Below are 17,983 nucleotides of genomic sequence, written 5' to 3'. Positions count from 1 at the left end.
CTCCTTCACATTTTTAAAATTTCTTTTTGAAGCAACTCAAAAGCCTTGTTTACAGACTTTTGTACAATACGCTCTCTATGGTTTCCCATATTAAATTCTGTTGCAAAAACACCATTTGGTGACGCAATACCAATGAAGACGGTTCCCACATTTGCTGGTGAGTCTCCTTTTGTTGGCCCGGCGTTACCTGTAGTGGCCACAGCAAAATCTGTTTTTAACAAACCTTTGACTCCGGTAGCCATGGACATTGCCACCTCTTTGCTCACTACGGAATATTTAGCCACCTCATCTTGTGGCACCCCAAGAACATTTATTTTTGCTTCTGTAGCGTAACTTACGATACTCCCCTTAAAATATGCCGAAGCACCGGGAATTGCCGTTATATGTTCCGCAATTTTACCTCCAGTAAAACTTTCGGCCGTGGCCAAGGTAAATCCCTTTGAAGTTAATAATTTGGCTACGACCGCTTCTAAACTTTCCTCATCTTCGGTTCCGTACAAAATATCGTCAATTAGCGGATATAAAGTAATCGAAGCACTGTTAATAGCCTCTTGCAATACTTTGCGCACCTTACCTTTCGCCGTTAGCCTAAGGTGTACTTTCCCAAGATTGGGTAAATATGCCAGTTTTACAAAATTAGGTAGTGCCTCTTCCCATGCTTCTATCCTTTGGGCTATAGCACTCTCTCCCAAACCATAGGTAATAATGGTTTTATGAATTATATGTGGTCTTTCAAAAAAGTCCACTAATTTAGGAATGACGGCATCCTTCATGATATTTTTCATCTCAAAAGGTACTCCCGGCATAGAAATAAATGCGGTATCATTCTCGTAAAACCACATCCCGGGTGCCGTTCCATAATTGTTTTTAAGCACCTCCGACTTGCTAGGCACTAAGGCCTGCTGTCTATTTAAATCTGAAATAGGGGTGCTAATATGTTTTGCGAACAATTCTTCTACATGCGCCAACACTTCGGTGTTCTTCACTAATGTGTCATTAAAAAATTCGCAAAACGTATGTTTGGTTATATCATCTTTTGTAGGGCCTAATCCGCCAGTTACGATAACAATATCAGCATGGGATTGGGCATCTGAAAGTGCTTGTAATATATGCTCCCTATCATCCTGAACCGAAGTAATTTGGTATACGGATATCCCTATTTTGTTTAGCTCTTTAGCTATAAATGCAGAGTTGGTGTCTATAATTTGACCAATGAGAATCTCATCCCCAATGGTAATGATTTCAGCAAGCATTACAAGTTAAAATCGGTTTTAAGCTCCCCGATCACCTGATGGATATCTGCTTTAAGCGCAGGTAATATCTTTTCAATATCCTCCATATTAGCAGCTTGTTTTCCAAGTGTTTCCATCTGTAAAGCTGCGGCACGCGTCTGTTCCATGCCCAATAAATCCACATTGGGCTTTATTTTATGCGCAAGCTGATAAACGCTTTCGTGATTTTTTTCTTTTAGTGCTATCTCCAAAGCTTCCAAATCTACGGGAACCTCTTCTAGAAATACCGAAATGACCGATTCAATGAAATCTTTGTCGCCATCTGCCATTTCATTAAGCTTATCTAAATTATAAATCATTATTTTATTTTTACTGTGAAGAGTTCCTCGTTTTCCAAACTACCGGTAAGGTAATCATTTGCGTTTACTTTGCCAACACCTGCAGGTGTGCCCGTAAAAATCACATCTCCTTTTTTGAGCATAAAGAACGTAGAAACATAGGCTATTATTTCATCTATTTTCCAAAGCATTAAATTGGTGTTTCCGACCTGTACCACTTCATCATTCTTTAAAAGTTTAAAATTGAGATTGTTAAGGTCCTTAAATTTGGTTTTTGGCAACCAATTTCCTATCACCGTAGCACCATCAAAACCTTTTGCTTTTTCCCATGGCAAGCCCTTTTCCTTTAATTTTGATTGTAAATCCCGTGCCGTGAAATCTATTCCCAAGCCTACCTCATCATAGTAGGTATTTGCAAATTTTTCATCAATATGCTTTCCTACTTTCTTGATCTTTACCAAAACTTCTACCTCGTAATGTACATCACTAGTAAATTCAGGAATATAGAAGTCTTGTTCCTTAGGCAAGACCGATGAATCCGGTTTTATAAAGATTACCGGCTCCGAAGGCTTTTCATTTTTTAATTCCTTTATATGGTCTGCGTAATTGCGACCAATACATATTATCTTCATAAGGGATGATTATTTTTCTTTTGAAAGCTTTAAGGTTATTGCCGGTATTAGGTTTTGGCTATTACCCCGAGCTTTAATACTAAAATCCGACCATTCCCCCATTCCATACACCATGGTTCTATAATTCTGATTTTTTTGATATACCGCGGCGAAAGTTGGTGCAAAACGATCTTCTACAATTTTCTTTTTTGATATGGGATGTTCAAAAGTGTTCGCATACCAATTAAATGGCAGAAAAAGCCACTCCAATCCAATATAAACCCCTTCTTGAGGCACCTTGATCCCAATACTGGACAAATCTATGGAAACGAAATCCTCTGATTCCATTGATTCCAGAATGATGCTTTTGAGTATTAAATCCCGATTCGGTTTTTTAGTTTTTTTATCCACATCGTAGATGCGTAATCTAAACTTTGAGGAAGTTCTTTTGAACTGAGTTTCATTCTGAACGTGTATCGTAATTTTATCGATATATTTCTTGGAGGCTCCAATATTTGGAAAATAGGTAGCCAAAACCCAAGGTGTGGCCGCCGAGGAGAAACCACTCTTTATCTTGTAGGAACTAATAGGGTTTAGAATAATAACATCTCCAAGACTTTTAGAAACGACAACCTCATCTAACTCATAGGTATCTTCGCTCATCCGAACTTCCTTCCTTTCTAAAATTGTTCTTGCGGGAAGAATGGTATCCCTAAAACCCAGAGAAGAAATGTGTACCTTTTTAGCTACATATGATTCAGGCACGTCTATGTAAAAATGACCCTTCTCATCACTAGATGTTCCTTTCAGCGTGTTCAGAAAACTAAGATTGGCATAAGGAATAGGTTTTCCATTATTTTCATCTACAATATAGCCCTCTACTAAAACCTCTTGAGCATAGCCTGCACTGATACAAAACAGCAATACCAAGAGTACCTTCATCTAGCTCAGTTTATTATTGAGTTTACTTAATTTGATTTGGGTAAGGATTTTTTTGGTGTAAAGCGGAAAATCAGCATTAAGAATCCAGCCAAAATACCCTGGTTCTTTCTCTAAGACATCGTGTACTTTCTTTCCTTTGTGCTTACCGAACGAGAAAATCTCTTCCCCATCCTTATCCAAGGCAATAAAGCCCGCAAAATCTACGGACTGTTTTCTTCTTGAGAACTCCGAGAGTTTTTTAATATTATTCTCTAACTCAGGATATCGGTCCAACTGAGATAGAAGCACTTCATAAGTGGCCAAAGTATCTGCCTCGGCGCTATGCGCATCGGTTAAATCTTTATCGCAATAGAACTTATAGGCGGCTTCTAGCGTTCGTTTTTCCATTTTATGAAAAATGGTCTGCACATCTACCGAAACCGTATTTTTCATATCAAAATCAATATCTGCCCGTAACATTTCCTCTGCCAATAAAGGGATATCAAAACGGTCAGAATTAAAGCCTCCCAAATCACTATCCTTTACCATGGCGTAAATATCCTTGGAAAGTTCTTTAAAAGTAGGTTCGTTAGCTACCTTCTCATTGGATATGCCGTGTACCGCGATGACCTCATCTGGAATATGCATTTCAGGATTAACCAACCAAGTTCTACTCTCCTTGTTTCCGTTAGGAAAAACCTTAAGTATAGAAATTTCTACTATACGGTCTTTGGCAACATTTATTCCTGTGGTCTCTAAATCAAAAAAACAAATAGGTCTTGTAAGTTTTAACTCCATTTTCTGGGACTTTTTACAAAGATAACTTTTCGACTATTATCTAATATGGTAAAACAGCATTAATCTTTCTTGTTGGAAAATAACCAAGGTAAAAGCTGCTTATCCTCAAATGCCTTTGACCAACTATTATGGCCTACACCATCATAAGTTGTGAATTTAACTTTAGCACCAGCAGCTTTAAGCGCAGCTACAATTAGTACCGAATGCTCATAGGCAACTACCTTATCACTATCTCCATGAAAAATCCAAAAAGGGGTGTTTATCATTTTTGATGCGGTATCTGGGTGTGCTCCCCCACATATAGCGAAAGCCCCTGCAAAAAGTTCTGGGTTTCTACGAACGATTTCAAAAGTGCCCATACCTCCCATAGAAAGACCACCAACGTATATCCTGGACAAATCAACATTATAGCGCTTCGTTAAATCAGCAACCAAATTCTGTAAGGTTTCCATTTGAGGTGTCGGCGCTCCATTTGATGAAAAGGTGAAGGTAAACTTTGCCTCTCCCCGTTCCCTATCAACATTACTCCAATACCCATCTTGGGCGCATTGAGGAAAGACTACTATTGCCGGATAATCCTGACGAACTTCAGTTTTTAGAAAAAGGTCAGCACCATGCTTAAGTTGGGCTTCATTATCATTTCCACGCTCACCTGCTCCATGAAGTACCAATAGCAGTGGATAGGCTTTATTTGTATCATAATCTTGGGGCAATAATATCCTATAGGGCATAAACTGATTACCCATGTTATAAATCTTCTTTTGGAACAGGCTGATATGATCCTGGGAAATGCCATTTTTCCAAGAAAAGAAAACAGCAAAAAGCAATAGCATGGTAACTCTCATTTAATAGGTTATTATCTTCAGTTACAACTAAAGGTAACGATTATCCTATTTAATCTTAATCCACTACTGAATATTGAAGTTTAGATTTCCCTGTTGATATCCCAGGCCTCTAGGTAATCCGCAACCGCCTTTGCGAACATACTACCCAAAGCTCCGTTAACTACTCTATGGTCATAACTATGGGAGAGGTACATTTTGCTTCGAATTCCTATAAAATCTCCTTCGCTGGTCTCTATAACAGCTGGTATTTTACGTATGGCACCTAAGGCCATAATACCTACTTGAGGCTGATTAATAATCGGGGTACCGAACACGCTACCAAAAGTACCAACATTAGTAACCGTATACGTACCGTCTTGGACTTCGTCTGGCTTAAGTTCATTATTCCTAGAACGATGGGCCAAGTCATTAACAACTTTTGCCATGCCCACCAAGTTTAACTGGTCTGCATTCTTAATTACCGGCACAATGAGGTTTCCGTCCGGAAGCGCAGCAGCCATACCGATATTAATATTTTTCTTTTTGATGACATTATCGCCGTCTACGGAGATATTCATCATCGGATATTTTTTTAATGCCTTTGCAATGGCCTCCATGAAAATTGGCGTGAAGGTGAGCTTCTCGCCCTCTTGCTTCTCAAAAGAAGCCTTCATCTTGGTTCTCCAATTGACAATATTGGTTACATCAACTTCTATGAAACTTTGCACGTGGGCAGAAGTAGACACACTATCTACCATATGCTTGGCAATAAGCTTACCCATTCTGGACATCGCTATGATCTCATCACCTCCGGATACCATTATTGGAGCTGCCTTTTGTGGCGTTTCTTTGGGTGTATATTTAATAGGCGCTTGTACTTCTTGTTTAACAGACTGCTCAACAGGTGCTGGGACACTGGTAGTTACTTTGGATTTTCCTTTTTGTTGCACATAGGCTAAAATATCGTTCTTAGTGACGCGTCCGTCCTTGCCAGTACCTGAAATGGACTCCAATTCCGAAAAGGATACGCCTTCTTCTTTCGCAATATTTTTTACCAATGGTGAATAAAAACGTTCAGAACTCGCATAATCTGGAGTGGGGCTACTTACCGCATCCTTCGCTTTAGACAAAGCTTCCTCCGCTGCGGCTACCATTTCTTCCTCTAAGGCTTCTTCTTCCTGCACTTCGTTTTTCGGTGGAGCTTCTTGCCCTTCGCTCAATTCTATTACAGCTACCGTATCGCCTACCTTGATAACATCATCGACGTTGAATCGTTTTTCTATTAAAACCCCATCTACCTCGCTAGGAACTTCACTATCCACCTTATCCGTGGCAATCTCAAAAATTGCCTCATCCATTTCAATAGTATCCCCAACTTCCTTCAACCAAGATGTTAGTGTGGCTTCTGCAACACTCTCTCCCATTCGTGGTAGTTTTAATTCAAATTTTGACATATCAATAATTTAATACTGCTTTTAAGTACTTTTTTTGCAAAAATAATAAAAAATATAGCTTTTTATTGATTTTGTAATATTATAATATTCCTTAGTTACTGTTAAAAGAACCCTCAAATGGCACCCTGTTAAGGATACTTCTTCCCAAGGTGACCTCATCTGCATATTCTAATTCGTCACCTACCGCTATACCTCTGGCAATGGTTGACGTCCTTATCTGGAATTCCTCTATTTGTTTAAAAATATAAAAATTGGTCGTATCGCCCTCCATCGTAGAACTTAACGCGAATATCAATTCGTTTATTTCACCCTTATGCACTTTAGAAACTAAGGAAGCTATGGTTAAATCTTGAGGGCCTATCCCCTCCATGGGAGAAATTTTTCCACCTAGCACGTGGTACATTCCACGGTATTGACCTGTGTTTTCTATCGCCATAACATCCCTGATATCCTCTACCACGCACACTAAAGAAGCATCTCGTTTGGGGTTGGCACAGATTTCACAGTGTTCCGTGTCCGAAATATTATGACAATTTTTACAGAACTGCACCGTACTGCGTAGTTGAACCAATGCGCTAGATAATTGTTCTGTTCGTTGCTCGGATTGTTTTAATAAATGGAGTACTAAACGAAGTGCCGTTCGCTTACCTATACCTGGTAATTGCGACATTTCGTAGACGGCATTTTCCAATAATTTTGAAGAAAAATCCATTCACTACATTTTCACGTAAAATTACGCACTATTTTTACTTTTTGTACTTTGCCCGTAAATTATTTCTAATGAATGCTTCCCATATATTACTTTTAATCGGCGGTTATTTTCTCTTGCTACTTCTTATATCATATTTCACGGGAAAAAATGATTCCAATGAAGATTTTTTTAAAGCAGGGAAACAATCTCCATGGTATCTAGTAGCCTTTGGAATGGTAGGTGCTTCGTTATCTGGCGTCACCTTTATCTCGGTACCTGGTTGGGTAGATGCCTCACAGTTTAGCTACATGCAGGTGGTATTTGGGTATTTCTTGGGTTATCTTATTACCGCATACGTACTACTACCTATATATTACCGACAGAACGTGACATCAATTTATGAATATCTAGACGACAGATTCGGCTTTGTAAGCTATAAAGTAGGTGCTATATCTTTCTTTATATCTAGAGTTTTAGGAGCAGCTTTTAGATTATTCTTAGTGGCTATCGTTTTACAGCAATTTGTTTTCGATTCGTGGAACGTACCGTTTGAGATTACCGTAACACTATCTATTCTTTTAATTTGGATATATACCTTTAAAGGGGGCATAAAGACTATAGTGTGGACGGATACACTGCAAACCTTGTTTATGCTTATTTCGGTAGGCTTATCTATCTATTTTATCTTGAATAGACTAGAATGGAGCTTTTCGGATTTTCTTGCATCTCAAGAATTATCCACCTATAGCAAAACTATTTTTACGGCCGATTTCTTCGCTAAAAACCATTTGATAAAATCGTTCTTAGGCGGCATGTTCGTTACTATTTGTATGACAGGGCTAGACCAAGATATGATGCAAAAGAATCTTACTTGTAGAAATCTTAAGGATGCACAAAAAAATATGGTTTCGTTTAGTGTAGTGCTAGTTTTGGTCACCTTTGTTTTTATGCTCCTAGGTGCACTTCTATTTATTTATGCCGAAAAATTTGAAATAGCGATGCCATTAATGGATGGCGCACCAAAGTCAGATTTACTTTTTCCTGAAATAGCCTTGAACAGTGGGCTGGGAATAACCGTAGCCATAACTTTTATGTTGGGTTTAATAGCGGCTGCCTACAGTAGTGCCGATAGCGCCCTTACCTCATTGACTACATCTTTCTGTGTAGATTTTTTAGGCACCGAAAAGAAATCTGAAAAGGAGGCTAAAAACACAAGAAGAAAAACCCATATTGGAATGAGCTTACTACTTATATTGGTTGTTGTATCCTTCAAGTATATCTTAGACAGAAATGTAATAGACGGCTTACTTACTGTAGCCTCTTATACGTACGGACCATTATTAGGATTATTTTCCTTTGGTATTTTTACTACATATCAAGTGAAAGACAAATATGTGTGGTTAGTAGCGTTAGTATCGGTCATTACCATTGTTCTCCTCGGAAAAATTCCTCCCGAAAATTTGGGCGGTTATGTCTTTGGATATGAGCTTTTACCTATTAATGGTTTACTGACTTTTATTGGGCTTTGGTTGATTCGAAAAAAAACGCCTAATGAAACAGCTATGCCCAATTCTTAATATTGATTTGTAGCCAATAAAACCAAGGTGCATGCTACTTGTACCTCGATACCGTGCTCTTGCAATAGCTTATAAAATTCGGGGTTTTCAGTTCCCGGATTAAAAATAACTCGGCTAGGATTTAACGCTATAATATTTTTATAATATTGCTTTTGCCTTTGTTGATTTAAATACAAAGTTATTGTGTGGATATCTTGGAATTTATCCAAATTGGTATTAACTTCTACTCCCCCGATATTACCAAATCTCAAACCAAAAGCTTCGGTTTTGATTCCTTTGTTTATTAATCTATTTACTGCAATATTGCTGTAACGTTCTGATTTTAAAGAAGCTCCAAATACTAGTGTTTTTTTCATATGTTATTAGCATGTTAAACTTTGCATGAGCTTGTAACTATTTACGAAAATTTTCGTCTCTTAGTAGATTGATAAAAGTAATGAAAACGAAAGTTCAATTAGTGAAAAATATTTAAGAAGTTGATAACGCTATATATTTATAGTTAATGGTTAGTGTTTAGTATAGCCTATCAGCGTAGAAACCCGAGCTTATGCTCGGGTTTCGTTTTTTACTCGATAATCGAGATTTAAATACCGTGACGTTTGCGTCAAAAGTAAACGTGATTTTCTTTATAATGCCTTGCGGGCTTGACCCGGGGTAGTTTACGTAAGTTCAAAATGAAGGACGTTTCAGTTAAGTTTGCGTTAAAGCTCACCAACAACGTAACATTAAACCAAAATAGGAGTCTATTAAAATAGGATTGATATTCTTTAAGCTTAGATTGGTTGGTTTTTAAGCGTAGAATTTCAATTTTAAGGAACCCGTGACAATGTCACGGGTTTTTATTTACCATCTAATTATAGCGCTACCCCAAGTGAAACCACTTCCAAAAGCAGCTAAAACGACAAGGTCACCAGAATTTACCTTACCAGACTCCCATGCCTCTGTGAGAGCTATAGGAATTGAAGCGGCAGTAGTATTGCCGTATTTCATAATATTATTGAATACTTGTGTATCTGTGAGTCCGAATTTCTTTTGAATAAACTGAGAAATTCTCAAATTCGCTTGATGCGGCACTAGCAAATCGATATCTGTTGGCTGTAACTTGTTTTTCCCTAAGCCTTCCATAATTACCTCACTGAAACGCACAACCGCATTCTTAAATACAAATTGACCGTTCATATAAGGGAAATAGGACTCGTCATTAGGGTCGTTTTCGGATATGATATCCGTAACCCACCTTTTACCCATTCCTGGAGCTATTAAGGACAATTCCTCTGCATGCTGGCCTTCGGAATGTAAATGCGTGGACAGTATCCCTTTTGTCGTATCTTCTTCCCTACTTAGCACTGCTGCCCCGGCTCCATCACCAAAAATTACCGACACACCCCTTCCTCTGGTAGACATATCTAGACCATAGGAATGTAATTCCGACCCAATAACCAAGATGTTCTTATACATGCCACTTTTAATATATTGGTCTGCCACAGAGATACCATAAATAAATCCAGAACACTGATTACGCACGTCCAAGGCACCTACAGTAGCTATACCCAAATCTCTTTGCACAAGAACTCCGGGGCCAGGGAAGTAGTAATCTGGACTTAGTGTTGCAAAGACAATAAAATCAATGTCGTTTTTATCAATACCTGCACGCTCTATGGCAATCTTTGCAGCCTTAACACCCATCGTCGTCGTAGTATCTTCACTACCCTTTACTACGTGTCTTCTCTCCTTAATTCCCGTTCTTTCCTGAATCCATGCGTCATTTGTGTCCATAACTTTGGACAAATCGTCGTTTGTTACCACATTCTCGGGAACATAATAACCTAAACCTGTAATTTTAGAATTATACATAGGAAAATTTTATATGATTAATTGTTCTAAATCGTAGTGCAATATAACCAACTATTCCCAAGCCAGAGGCATTTTAAGTTTACGTTCTTTCCTAAGAAAGGTATTGCTTAAAACTGTTCACTTTAATGTTTGCCTTAAGGTCATGTAATAAATTATAAAGACCAAAAAATGTTCTGTTCATGTAGAGAAAGTGCTTAGACCCTCTATTACCGTTCATTTTTCTTATTTCTTTATCAGAGGCATAATGTTCACTTAGTGCGGCAATTTTATTCCAAAAATCTCCATTACCAAAATCAAAAGTTTCCTCATGAAAGGGAGAAGTGAAGAGGCTTAGCATTTCATGAAAAAGAGTTGTAAAAAATTTAATGTCCTCCTTGCTATCCGAAGGAATCAAAATTTCTAACTCGTATAACTTCTCCATGAAGATTTTATCATTGGAAATATTTTCCTTCTTGGCTAGCTCAAAATAAGGCACGTAAAAAGAATCTGGCACCTCTTTAATACAGCCAAAATCAATAGCTATTAATTCCTCTTGCTCGTTTATTAAAAAATTCCCAGGATGTGGATCGGCATGAACTTTCTTTAGTCCGTGTATTTGGTACATATAAAAATCCCAAAGTGTTTGCCCTAATTTGTTGCCTAGTTCCTGAGAGAAATCTGTCTTTGCAAACTCGCTTAAATGCACTCCGGCCATCCAATCCATTGTTATAATACGTTCACTGGATAAATTTTCGTAATACTCAGGGAATCGTAAGCCTTTAATAACACCGCATGCTCCGGTGATTTCCTTGCTCTGTTTAATTTCTAAAAGATAATTGGTTTCTTCTATCAATTTGTCTTCAACCTCTCTAAAGTACTTATCGGAGTCCTTTCCTTTAAGATTGAACATGCGTATAGCAATTGGTCGCACCAAAGCTAAATCACTACTTATACTTTGAGCAACCCCTGGATATTGAATCTTTACCGCTAATTCCTTTCCATCTTTGGTCGCTTTGTGAACTTGACCTATGCTTGCAGCGTTAATAGAATTTTTCTCGAAGGTGTCAAAAACATCTTCGGGAAATTCGCCTTGGTAATTTTTAAACGTTTTTCTTACTAAAGGTGCTGATAATGGCGGTACAGAAAACTGCGAAAGGGAAAACTTCTCTACGTAAGCATTAGGAAGCAAATTCTTCTCCATACTCAACATCTGAGCTACTTTGAGCGCACTACCTTTAAGACTCTTTAACCCGTCATAAATATCCTCTGCATTGTCCTCATTGAGTTCGTCTTTCGAAGTTTCCGAATTAATAAGCTTTTTGCTATAATATTTAGCATAGTTGCCACCTATCTTAACACCAGTTTTAACAAGCTTACTAGCTCTTTCTATTTTTCCTGTAGGTATTTTATCAAGTGTCTTCAATAGTATATATCAATTATGGTTTAAGCAAATGTCTCTTTGTATAGAAATTTACCGAAGTCAACTATGTTTTCCAATGGCGTATTATCAAAAAGGTCAAAAATGGTGTTCACAGATTTTTCAATAGCCATGTCGGTTTTCTCAAACCTGGCGGAATCGTCGTTCATCCAAAACTTTAGAATAAACAGGAACTGTAACCAAGCTCCCTCAGAGAATATTTGTGGATTGTGTTTCGTTATTTTAAAGTTCTTTTCAGCATTACCGTCTTCAATTAAATCTTTGGCAAATGCCTTAACGTGCTTTCGAAGTCCTTTTAACTGCTCTAAATTTTTCAGAGTATTTTTTTCGGTACCCAGCACAAAAAGCACATAACTTCTATTTAGGGTTAAAATTTCGAAAAAGGTGTAGAAAAAAGTGAGCATCTTATCCTTATTACTAAAACCTTCATATTCTTTGTTTTTTTGAATAAGTCCAAGGGTGTTCGTAAAGAACTTCTCCCATATCCCCTTTTGAAGTCTTTCCAAAGAACCAAAGAAGAGATAAAAATCTTCTTCCTTAATAGCATTTGCTTTACAAAACTTATAAATGGACTTAGGAGTTTTTTCATGTTCTAGCACATACTCCATGTATTTAGTGATGATGATATCCTCCGTTATCTTTTTTGCTTTGGTAGCCATAGAATTATATTTGTTTCCTCAATTTACGACACCTGTTTTAAATAAAAACAAGTCTGGTGAAGTTTAGGTATCCTTTAACAAAAACGTGCTTTCGGGGAAAGCACGTTTTCTAACAACCTAACCAATAAATAATCATAACGTGATTATACTTTTAGAATCTTTTTCATAGCAATTCTTTTCTAATCACAATACAAATATAATGCTGTTTAACTTTTATTAAAAAAAATTAAACAGAAAATTTTGTTAAACTTTTTTAGGACAGAGATATGTCAGTTTGTCATCGTTCTGTATTGTGGTATTTTTTTTGACAACGGTTAATGGTAAAATTAAATACAATGTAATTATGGCTACAGGTAAAATAAATGTTTCGGTAGACAACATATTTCCGCTTATAAAGAAATTTTTGTACAGCGATCATGAAATTTTTCTTCGGGAGTTAATTTCCAATGCAACGGATGCAACCCTGAAATTGAAACACTTGACTTCCATTGGAGAGGCCAAGGTAGAATACGGCAACCCCATTATTGAGGTAAAGGTTGACAAAGAAGGTAAAAAGCTTCATGTTATTGACCAAGGTTTAGGGATGACAGAAGAAGAGGTGAAAAAATATATTAATGAAGTTGCCTTTTCCGGAGCGGAAGAATTTTTGAACAAATATGAAGATTCTGCCAAAGACGCAGGTATCATTGGGCACTTTGGTCTAGGTTTCTACTCCGCTTTTATGGTGGCAGAAAAAGTAGAAATCATAACTAAAAGTTTTAAGGACGAACCAGCTGTGCACTGGACCTGTGATGGTTCTCCAAAATTCACGACCAAAAAATCTAAAAAGGAAACTAGGGGAACGGAAATCATTCTTCATATCGCAGAGGATTCTACTGAATTTCTTGAAGACCAACGCATAACGGAACTATTGAGCAAGTACAACAAGTTTATGCCCGTTCCTATTAAATTTGGCATGAAAACCGAAACCTTGCCCAAACCGGAAGATGCAAAGGAAGAAGACCCAGCTCCTACACAAGAAGTAGATAATATTATCAATAACCCAAACCCGGCATGGACCAAACAGCCAGCCGATTTAAAAGAACAGGATTATAAAGATTTCTACAGGGAAATGTATCCCATGCAGTTTGAGGAGCCTTTATTTAGTATTCACTTAAACGTTGACTATCCTTTTAACTTAACGGGAATCTTATACTTTCCAAAGCTTACGAACGATTTGAACGTTCAGAAAGATAGGATTCAGCTATATCAAAATCAGGTATTTGTTACCGATAATGTAGAAGGAATTGTACCAGAATTCCTGACCATGCTACGTGGTGTCATTGATTCTCCGGATATTCCGCTAAATGTTTCTCGCTCCTACTTACAAGCAGATGGGGCGGTAAAAAAGATTTCATCTTACATTACACGAAAAGTTGCGGACAAACTGAGTTCTTTGTTTAAAAACAACCGTGAAGATTTTGAGGCCAAGTGGAACGATATTAAAATCGTAATCGAATACGGAATGCTATCAGAGGACAAATTCTTTGAGAAAGCGGACAAATTTGCATTGTACCCTACCGTAGATGGCTCTTTTTACACTTTTGAGGAGTTACACGAAAAAATTAAAGGGTCCCAGACAGATAAGGATGATAAAACAGTTATTCTTTATGCCTCCGATAAAGAAGCACAGCATAGCTACATCGAAGCTGCCAAGGCTAAAGGTTACGAAGTTTTATTATTAGATTCTCCTATCATAGGACATTTAATGCAAAAACTGGAAACTTCAAAAGAGAAAATTTCTTTTGCACGAGTAGATGCGGACCATATTGATAAACTTATCCAAAAAGAGGAAACGCAAATCTCTAAATTATCGGATGAGGAAAAAGAAACCCTAAAGACCGAACTGGAAAAAGTAATTGGCGAGAAAAGTAGCTATACAGTGCAGTTAGAAGCTATGGACAGTGATGCCTCTCCCTTTATAATAACAGAACCGGAATTTATGCGCCGCATGAAAGAAATGCAGCAGACCGGAGGTGGTGGGATGTTCGGTATGGGCAACATGCCAGAAATGTACAACCTCATCGTTAATACCAATCATGAATTGGTAGGTGAAATTTTAAGCACTAAGACGGCCAAGAAAAAGGAACGTTTAATTAATCAGTCTTTAGATTTGGCAAGATTATCCAAAGGACTATTAAAAGGTGCTGAACTCACCGAATTTATAAAACGTAGTTATGAGATGGTAAAATAAGACCACCCATAAGTAAATACAAAAACCGCTTCAGTAAAATGAAGCGGTTTTTTTATGACACAAATTTCAGATTGCATATTACAGGTTTTACCATTAATTTACTGCCAATTAAATACCAACCATATGCAAAGTGAAAAGAATGGTCTGAAATATGAAGATATTTTAGATGAGCTACAAGTACAAAGCTGGCAGTTAGAACTGGTAATTTCTGGTTTTGCAATCTTTGGTTTATTCAGCGCTTTAGAACCATTAAGAGAGTTTGCTCTAGCCAAAAGTTTTGAAGGGAACCAATTTCAATCCATATTTATCAAGACTATACACATTACCTGCATACTTGCTATTTTTAATCTTATTCTGCATGTACTTTTAAGGGGGCTATGGATCGGTGCCGTGGGGATACGATCTGTCTCTGGAGATATTGATTTTGATGAACTGCATATTGCCGACATATTTAAAAAACATCTTAAAAAACGAATAGGTTCCTTTGACAAGTACATTATAAACCTGGAAAATTATTCCAGTATTCTCTTTGGAGTAACCTTTTTAATCGCCTTCATAACCATAGCCATATCATTGAACTTTTTAATATTCCTGTTTTTTATTTTCTTTTTGGCCGAAAATGATTTTTTACCATTTGAAGTAAAGGCTATTTTAGGTTTCACCCTATTTCCTGCTTTTATTATAGGGCATCTTATTACTATAATAGATTTTGTAATCCCAGGAATAGTAAAACGTTCCAGAGACGTAGCTAAAGTTTATATGCCAGTTTATAAAGTCTTCAGCATCTTAACCCTATCCTTTATATATAGACCTCTTCTCTACAATCTATTAGATAATAAATTCGGTAAGAAAATTATATATAGTTTAATCCCTATCTACGGGGTATTACTGCTCTTCTTTTCATTAGAAATGAACCCGAGCAACTTTTTTAATACAAATGATAGCTCATCTACAGCATTTGCCAACAGGCGTAATTATAAAGATGTAGTTACTAAAAACAAAGAGTTTTTACGAAGTACGGCAATACAGTCAAAAACTATTACCGATAACTTTTTACATATTACCATTCCCTATCGTAAGTTCGTGGAAGACGAGATTATTGTCTATGATTCACTTTTAAAACCGGAAACGGATGAAAGAACTTATAAATTCGGTATTAATTTTATTAATTTTTCAGGTAAGAAAGACACGACAAAGATTAAAACAGAAACCTATCTAAAAACAATCAATGAAATGTTTCACTTTCAAATTGACAGTACAATCATAGAAAGTGATCTCATTCTTATAACCAATGATAATTCCAGGTTAGATTTAGAGATGTTCGTTGATCTCATGGGGTACCCTAGAGGCAAACATTTACTTACAATTAAGAATAAAAAATTTAAAACAGATAGTATTGCGGCTGAAAAGTGGGTGTCAATCCCTTTTTGGTATTTTCCTAAAGACGATAGAACTACTCTAACGGCCCATATACAAGTAGATTCGCTAAGCACTAAATAATCATCATTACTAACTAAATTATAACTTGAAACCACCTCTATTTTAGAGGTGGTTTTTTTATCTTCACCTAATGAAGGTTATTGCCACAAATATTGGAGAAGCCGTAACATTTGAATGGAACGGGAAAGAAGAAGAAACAGGGATTTTTAAATATCCCACGGAAAAACCATTATACTTATCCAAGGACGATGTAAAAGGCGATACCGTAATAGACCGCGTACACCATGCAGGTATCAATAAGGCCTGTTATCTTTTCTCGGCCGATTACTATCCTTACTGGAAAAATTTATATCCGGATATGGAATGGGATTGGGGCATGTTCGGAGAAAACCTTACCGTTGAAGGTTTGGAAGAAAGTAAGATAAAAGTGGGGAATATGTACCGTTTGGGTTCTGCATTGGTGCAAATATCCCAACCAAGAGAACCCTGTTATAAATTAGGTATACGCTTTGGTACGCAAGATATTTTAAGGCAGTTCATAGCGCATAATCACCCCGGCACATACGTCAAAATTTTAGAAGAAGGTCAGGTCGCTGCAGGAGATGCCTTAATCTTAGTGAAAGAATCTGAAAATGCCCTAACTGTAAAGGATTTCTATGAACTTATATTCGCAAAGGAAAAAAATAAAGAGCTGTTGACACTGTTTATGAATAATGATGCAGTTCCGCAGTACAAAAAGGATCGGTTTAAAAAATATCAGTAATGGAATTATCTTTTCCCTGGCATTTATATGTAATGGCTGCCATTTATATTTTCGCTGGTCTTATGCACTTTATAAAACCTCAAATTTATTTGAGAATTATGCCCAGGTATTTACCAAATCATAAGGCTTTGGTTCTATGGAGCGGTATAGCAGAAGTACTCTTGGGAATAGGCTTAGTATTTAAACCTACAAAGAATTTTGCTATATATGGAATAATAGCAATGCTTATTATCTTTCTCCTAGTACATTTCTATATGCTTAGCGGCGAAAAACAAGCAGCAGGCATTCCCAGATGGATATTAGTGCTCCGCATTCCCTTACAGTTTGCGCTCATGTTTTGGGCTTTCTCTTACTTGAACTATTGATAAAACAAAAAGGGGACGCTACCGCGTCCCCTCCTCTTTGAAATTTAACCTAACTTAATCAACTGTAAAATCTTCTGTGTAAGTACTTTTACTATCCGTGATTACTACGGTATAGCTACCAGCAAAGGCATCCGAAAAATTAAATGCTTTCTCCACTATCAATTCCTCGTTTCTAGTTTCAGAAAAAACTAATCTATAATCTGCGTCGTAAACTTTAATCTCCACAGGAGCTTTGTTCAAGTTTAAGAAGTTCATATAAATCTTATTCCTTGTTTTTCTAAAGTATGGCTTTACACTTTCTTCTATATCTAAAATTCTAAGAACATTGTCCGCAATGGCCATAGTGTATCTATAATTTTTGAAATCATCTGATGTGTAGAAGTAATACGTTCCATCATTTAAATTCCTTAAATCGAACTTTTTACTTACCGTGCTATTGGTAATCGTTTCAGCATGGATAAGATTCATATCAGAATCTACTAAACGTATGTCTAAATCATTAGAACCGTTTTCCAATGTTAACAGTAAACTCTTAGCATTTGTAAGCGCTACTACATTTAATTTTGTTTCTTCTGCCAAGCCAACTACTGTAGAAAGCATTAGGGCAACAACTGTTGTAAGTTTTAAAATTGTTTTCATAATAATCTGTTTTTTAGATTAATAAATAGTTACAAGGCAAATTTAGTCCTAGACTTAAGTTCTCACTACATGGTAATTTTCCAGTTTATGTTCTATTTTAACAATGAACAGGGTGTCAAAACATTCATTGGTTAATATTCCACATATTATAGGTAATTTTGTAAATG

The 17,983-nt window shown here is 36.9% G+C and carries 18 protein-coding genes; 5 read left to right on the top strand and 13 right to left on the bottom strand.

Translation table 11 applies throughout. The features are described 5' to 3' along the window. Positions 1 to 5 precede the first annotated feature (5 nt). The 8 genes from SJY09_RS01710 to recR form a co-directional block, all read right to left on the bottom strand. The gene (locus SJY09_RS01710; protein WP_396637241.1) at positions 6 to 1,253 is read right to left on the bottom strand and encodes a competence/damage-inducible protein A; all 1,248 of its coding nucleotides are present in this window, start codon (positions 1,251 to 1,253) and stop codon (positions 6 to 8) included. After that, the gene (locus tag SJY09_RS01705) at positions 1,253 to 1,591 is read right to left on the bottom strand and encodes an Hpt domain-containing protein (protein WP_396637240.1); all 339 of its coding nucleotides are present in this window, start codon (positions 1,589 to 1,591) and stop codon (positions 1,253 to 1,255) included. The genes SJY09_RS01710 and SJY09_RS01705 overlap by 1 nt, the downstream gene beginning before the upstream one ends. After that, a complete protein-coding gene (locus SJY09_RS01700) occupies positions 1,591 to 2,202 on the bottom strand; it encodes a fumarylacetoacetate hydrolase family protein (RefSeq protein WP_396637239.1) in 612 nt (203 codons plus the stop codon). The genes SJY09_RS01705 and SJY09_RS01700 overlap by 1 nt, the downstream gene beginning before the upstream one ends. Before the next feature lie 9 nt (positions 2,203 to 2,211). After that, the gene (locus SJY09_RS01695; RefSeq protein WP_396637238.1) at positions 2,212 to 3,123 is read right to left on the bottom strand and encodes a carboxypeptidase-like regulatory domain-containing protein; all 912 of its coding nucleotides are present in this window, start codon (positions 3,121 to 3,123) and stop codon (positions 2,212 to 2,214) included. Then, the gene (locus tag SJY09_RS01690) at positions 3,124 to 3,900 is read right to left on the bottom strand and encodes an exonuclease domain-containing protein (protein ID WP_396637237.1); all 777 of its coding nucleotides are present in this window, start codon (positions 3,898 to 3,900) and stop codon (positions 3,124 to 3,126) included. Between the two features lie 59 nt (positions 3,901 to 3,959). Beyond that, positions 3,960 to 4,745, bottom strand: a complete 786-nt coding sequence (locus SJY09_RS01685) for a prolyl oligopeptidase family serine peptidase (protein ID WP_396637236.1) — start codon at positions 4,743 to 4,745, stop codon at positions 3,960 to 3,962. A gap of 80 nt (positions 4,746 to 4,825) precedes the next feature. Next, positions 4,826 to 6,178: a dihydrolipoamide acetyltransferase family protein gene (locus SJY09_RS01680; RefSeq protein ID WP_396637235.1), complete on the bottom strand. Its 1,353-nt coding sequence runs from the start codon at positions 6,176 to 6,178 to the stop codon at positions 4,826 to 4,828. 91 nt (positions 6,179 to 6,269) lie between these two features. Then, a complete protein-coding gene (gene recR / locus SJY09_RS01675) occupies positions 6,270 to 6,890 on the bottom strand; it encodes a recombination mediator RecR (RefSeq protein ID WP_396637234.1) in 621 nt (206 codons plus the stop codon). 68 nt (positions 6,891 to 6,958) lie between these two features. On the opposite strand from recR, the gene SJY09_RS01670 reads away from it, so the two are divergent. After that, the gene (locus SJY09_RS01670; protein WP_396637233.1) at positions 6,959 to 8,446 is read left to right on the top strand and encodes a sodium:solute symporter; all 1,488 of its coding nucleotides are present in this window, start codon (positions 6,959 to 6,961) and stop codon (positions 8,444 to 8,446) included. Here SJY09_RS01670 and SJY09_RS01665 read toward each other — a convergent pair. The 4 genes from SJY09_RS01665 to SJY09_RS01650 all read right to left on the bottom strand — a co-directional run bounded on the left by SJY09_RS01665 (position 8,443) and on the right by SJY09_RS01650 (position 12,376). Then, the gene (locus SJY09_RS01665) at positions 8,443 to 8,802 is read right to left on the bottom strand and encodes a CoA-binding protein (protein ID WP_396637232.1); all 360 of its coding nucleotides are present in this window, start codon (positions 8,800 to 8,802) and stop codon (positions 8,443 to 8,445) included. The genes SJY09_RS01670 and SJY09_RS01665 overlap by 4 nt on opposite strands. 487 nt (positions 8,803 to 9,289) lie before the next feature. Continuing rightward, positions 9,290 to 10,300 (bottom strand): 3-oxoacyl-ACP synthase III family protein, encoded by a 1,011-nt coding sequence (locus SJY09_RS01660; protein WP_396637231.1) that lies wholly within the window; start codon positions 10,298 to 10,300, stop codon positions 9,290 to 9,292. Between the two features lie 91 nt (positions 10,301 to 10,391). Next, positions 10,392 to 11,702, bottom strand: a complete 1,311-nt coding sequence (locus SJY09_RS01655) for an ABC1 kinase family protein (protein ID WP_396637230.1) — start codon at positions 11,700 to 11,702, stop codon at positions 10,392 to 10,394. 20 nt (positions 11,703 to 11,722) lie between these two features. Next, a complete protein-coding gene (locus SJY09_RS01650; RefSeq protein WP_396637229.1) occupies positions 11,723 to 12,376 on the bottom strand; it encodes a TetR family transcriptional regulator C-terminal domain-containing protein in 654 nt (217 codons plus the stop codon). Between the two features lie 343 nt (positions 12,377 to 12,719). Between SJY09_RS01650 and htpG the strand changes: the two genes are divergently transcribed. The 4 genes from htpG to SJY09_RS01630 all read left to right on the top strand — a co-directional run bounded on the left by htpG (position 12,720) and on the right by SJY09_RS01630 (position 17,177). After that, on the top strand, positions 12,720 to 14,609 hold the full coding sequence (htpG, locus tag SJY09_RS01645; protein WP_396637228.1) for a molecular chaperone HtpG: 1,890 nt from the start codon (positions 12,720 to 12,722) through the stop codon (positions 14,607 to 14,609). A 123-nt stretch (positions 14,610 to 14,732) separates the two neighbouring features. Further along, positions 14,733 to 16,109 carry a hypothetical protein gene (locus tag SJY09_RS01640; protein ID WP_396637227.1) on the top strand — a complete coding sequence of 459 codons (1,377 nt, stop codon included), beginning with the start codon at positions 14,733 to 14,735 and terminating at the stop codon, positions 16,107 to 16,109. Between the two features lie 70 nt (positions 16,110 to 16,179). Next, positions 16,180 to 16,812: an MOSC domain-containing protein gene (locus SJY09_RS01635; protein WP_396637226.1), complete on the top strand. Its 633-nt coding sequence runs from the start codon at positions 16,180 to 16,182 to the stop codon at positions 16,810 to 16,812. Continuing rightward, positions 16,812 to 17,177, top strand: a complete 366-nt coding sequence (locus SJY09_RS01630) for a MauE/DoxX family redox-associated membrane protein (RefSeq protein WP_396637225.1) — start codon at positions 16,812 to 16,814, stop codon at positions 17,175 to 17,177. The genes SJY09_RS01635 and SJY09_RS01630 overlap by 1 nt, the downstream gene beginning before the upstream one ends. 54 nt (positions 17,178 to 17,231) lie before the next feature. Here the strand turns inward: SJY09_RS01630 and SJY09_RS01625 are convergent, their stop codons facing one another. Continuing rightward, the gene (locus SJY09_RS01625) at positions 17,232 to 17,816 is read right to left on the bottom strand and encodes a hypothetical protein (RefSeq protein ID WP_396637224.1); all 585 of its coding nucleotides are present in this window, start codon (positions 17,814 to 17,816) and stop codon (positions 17,232 to 17,234) included. Positions 17,817 to 17,983: the final 167 nt, after the last annotated feature.

Source organism: Maribacter sp. R77961, assembly GCF_044594925.1.
Taxonomy (GTDB): domain Bacteria; phylum Bacteroidota; class Bacteroidia; order Flavobacteriales; family Flavobacteriaceae; genus Maribacter.
This window is presented reverse-complemented; position numbering and strand designations above follow the sequence as displayed.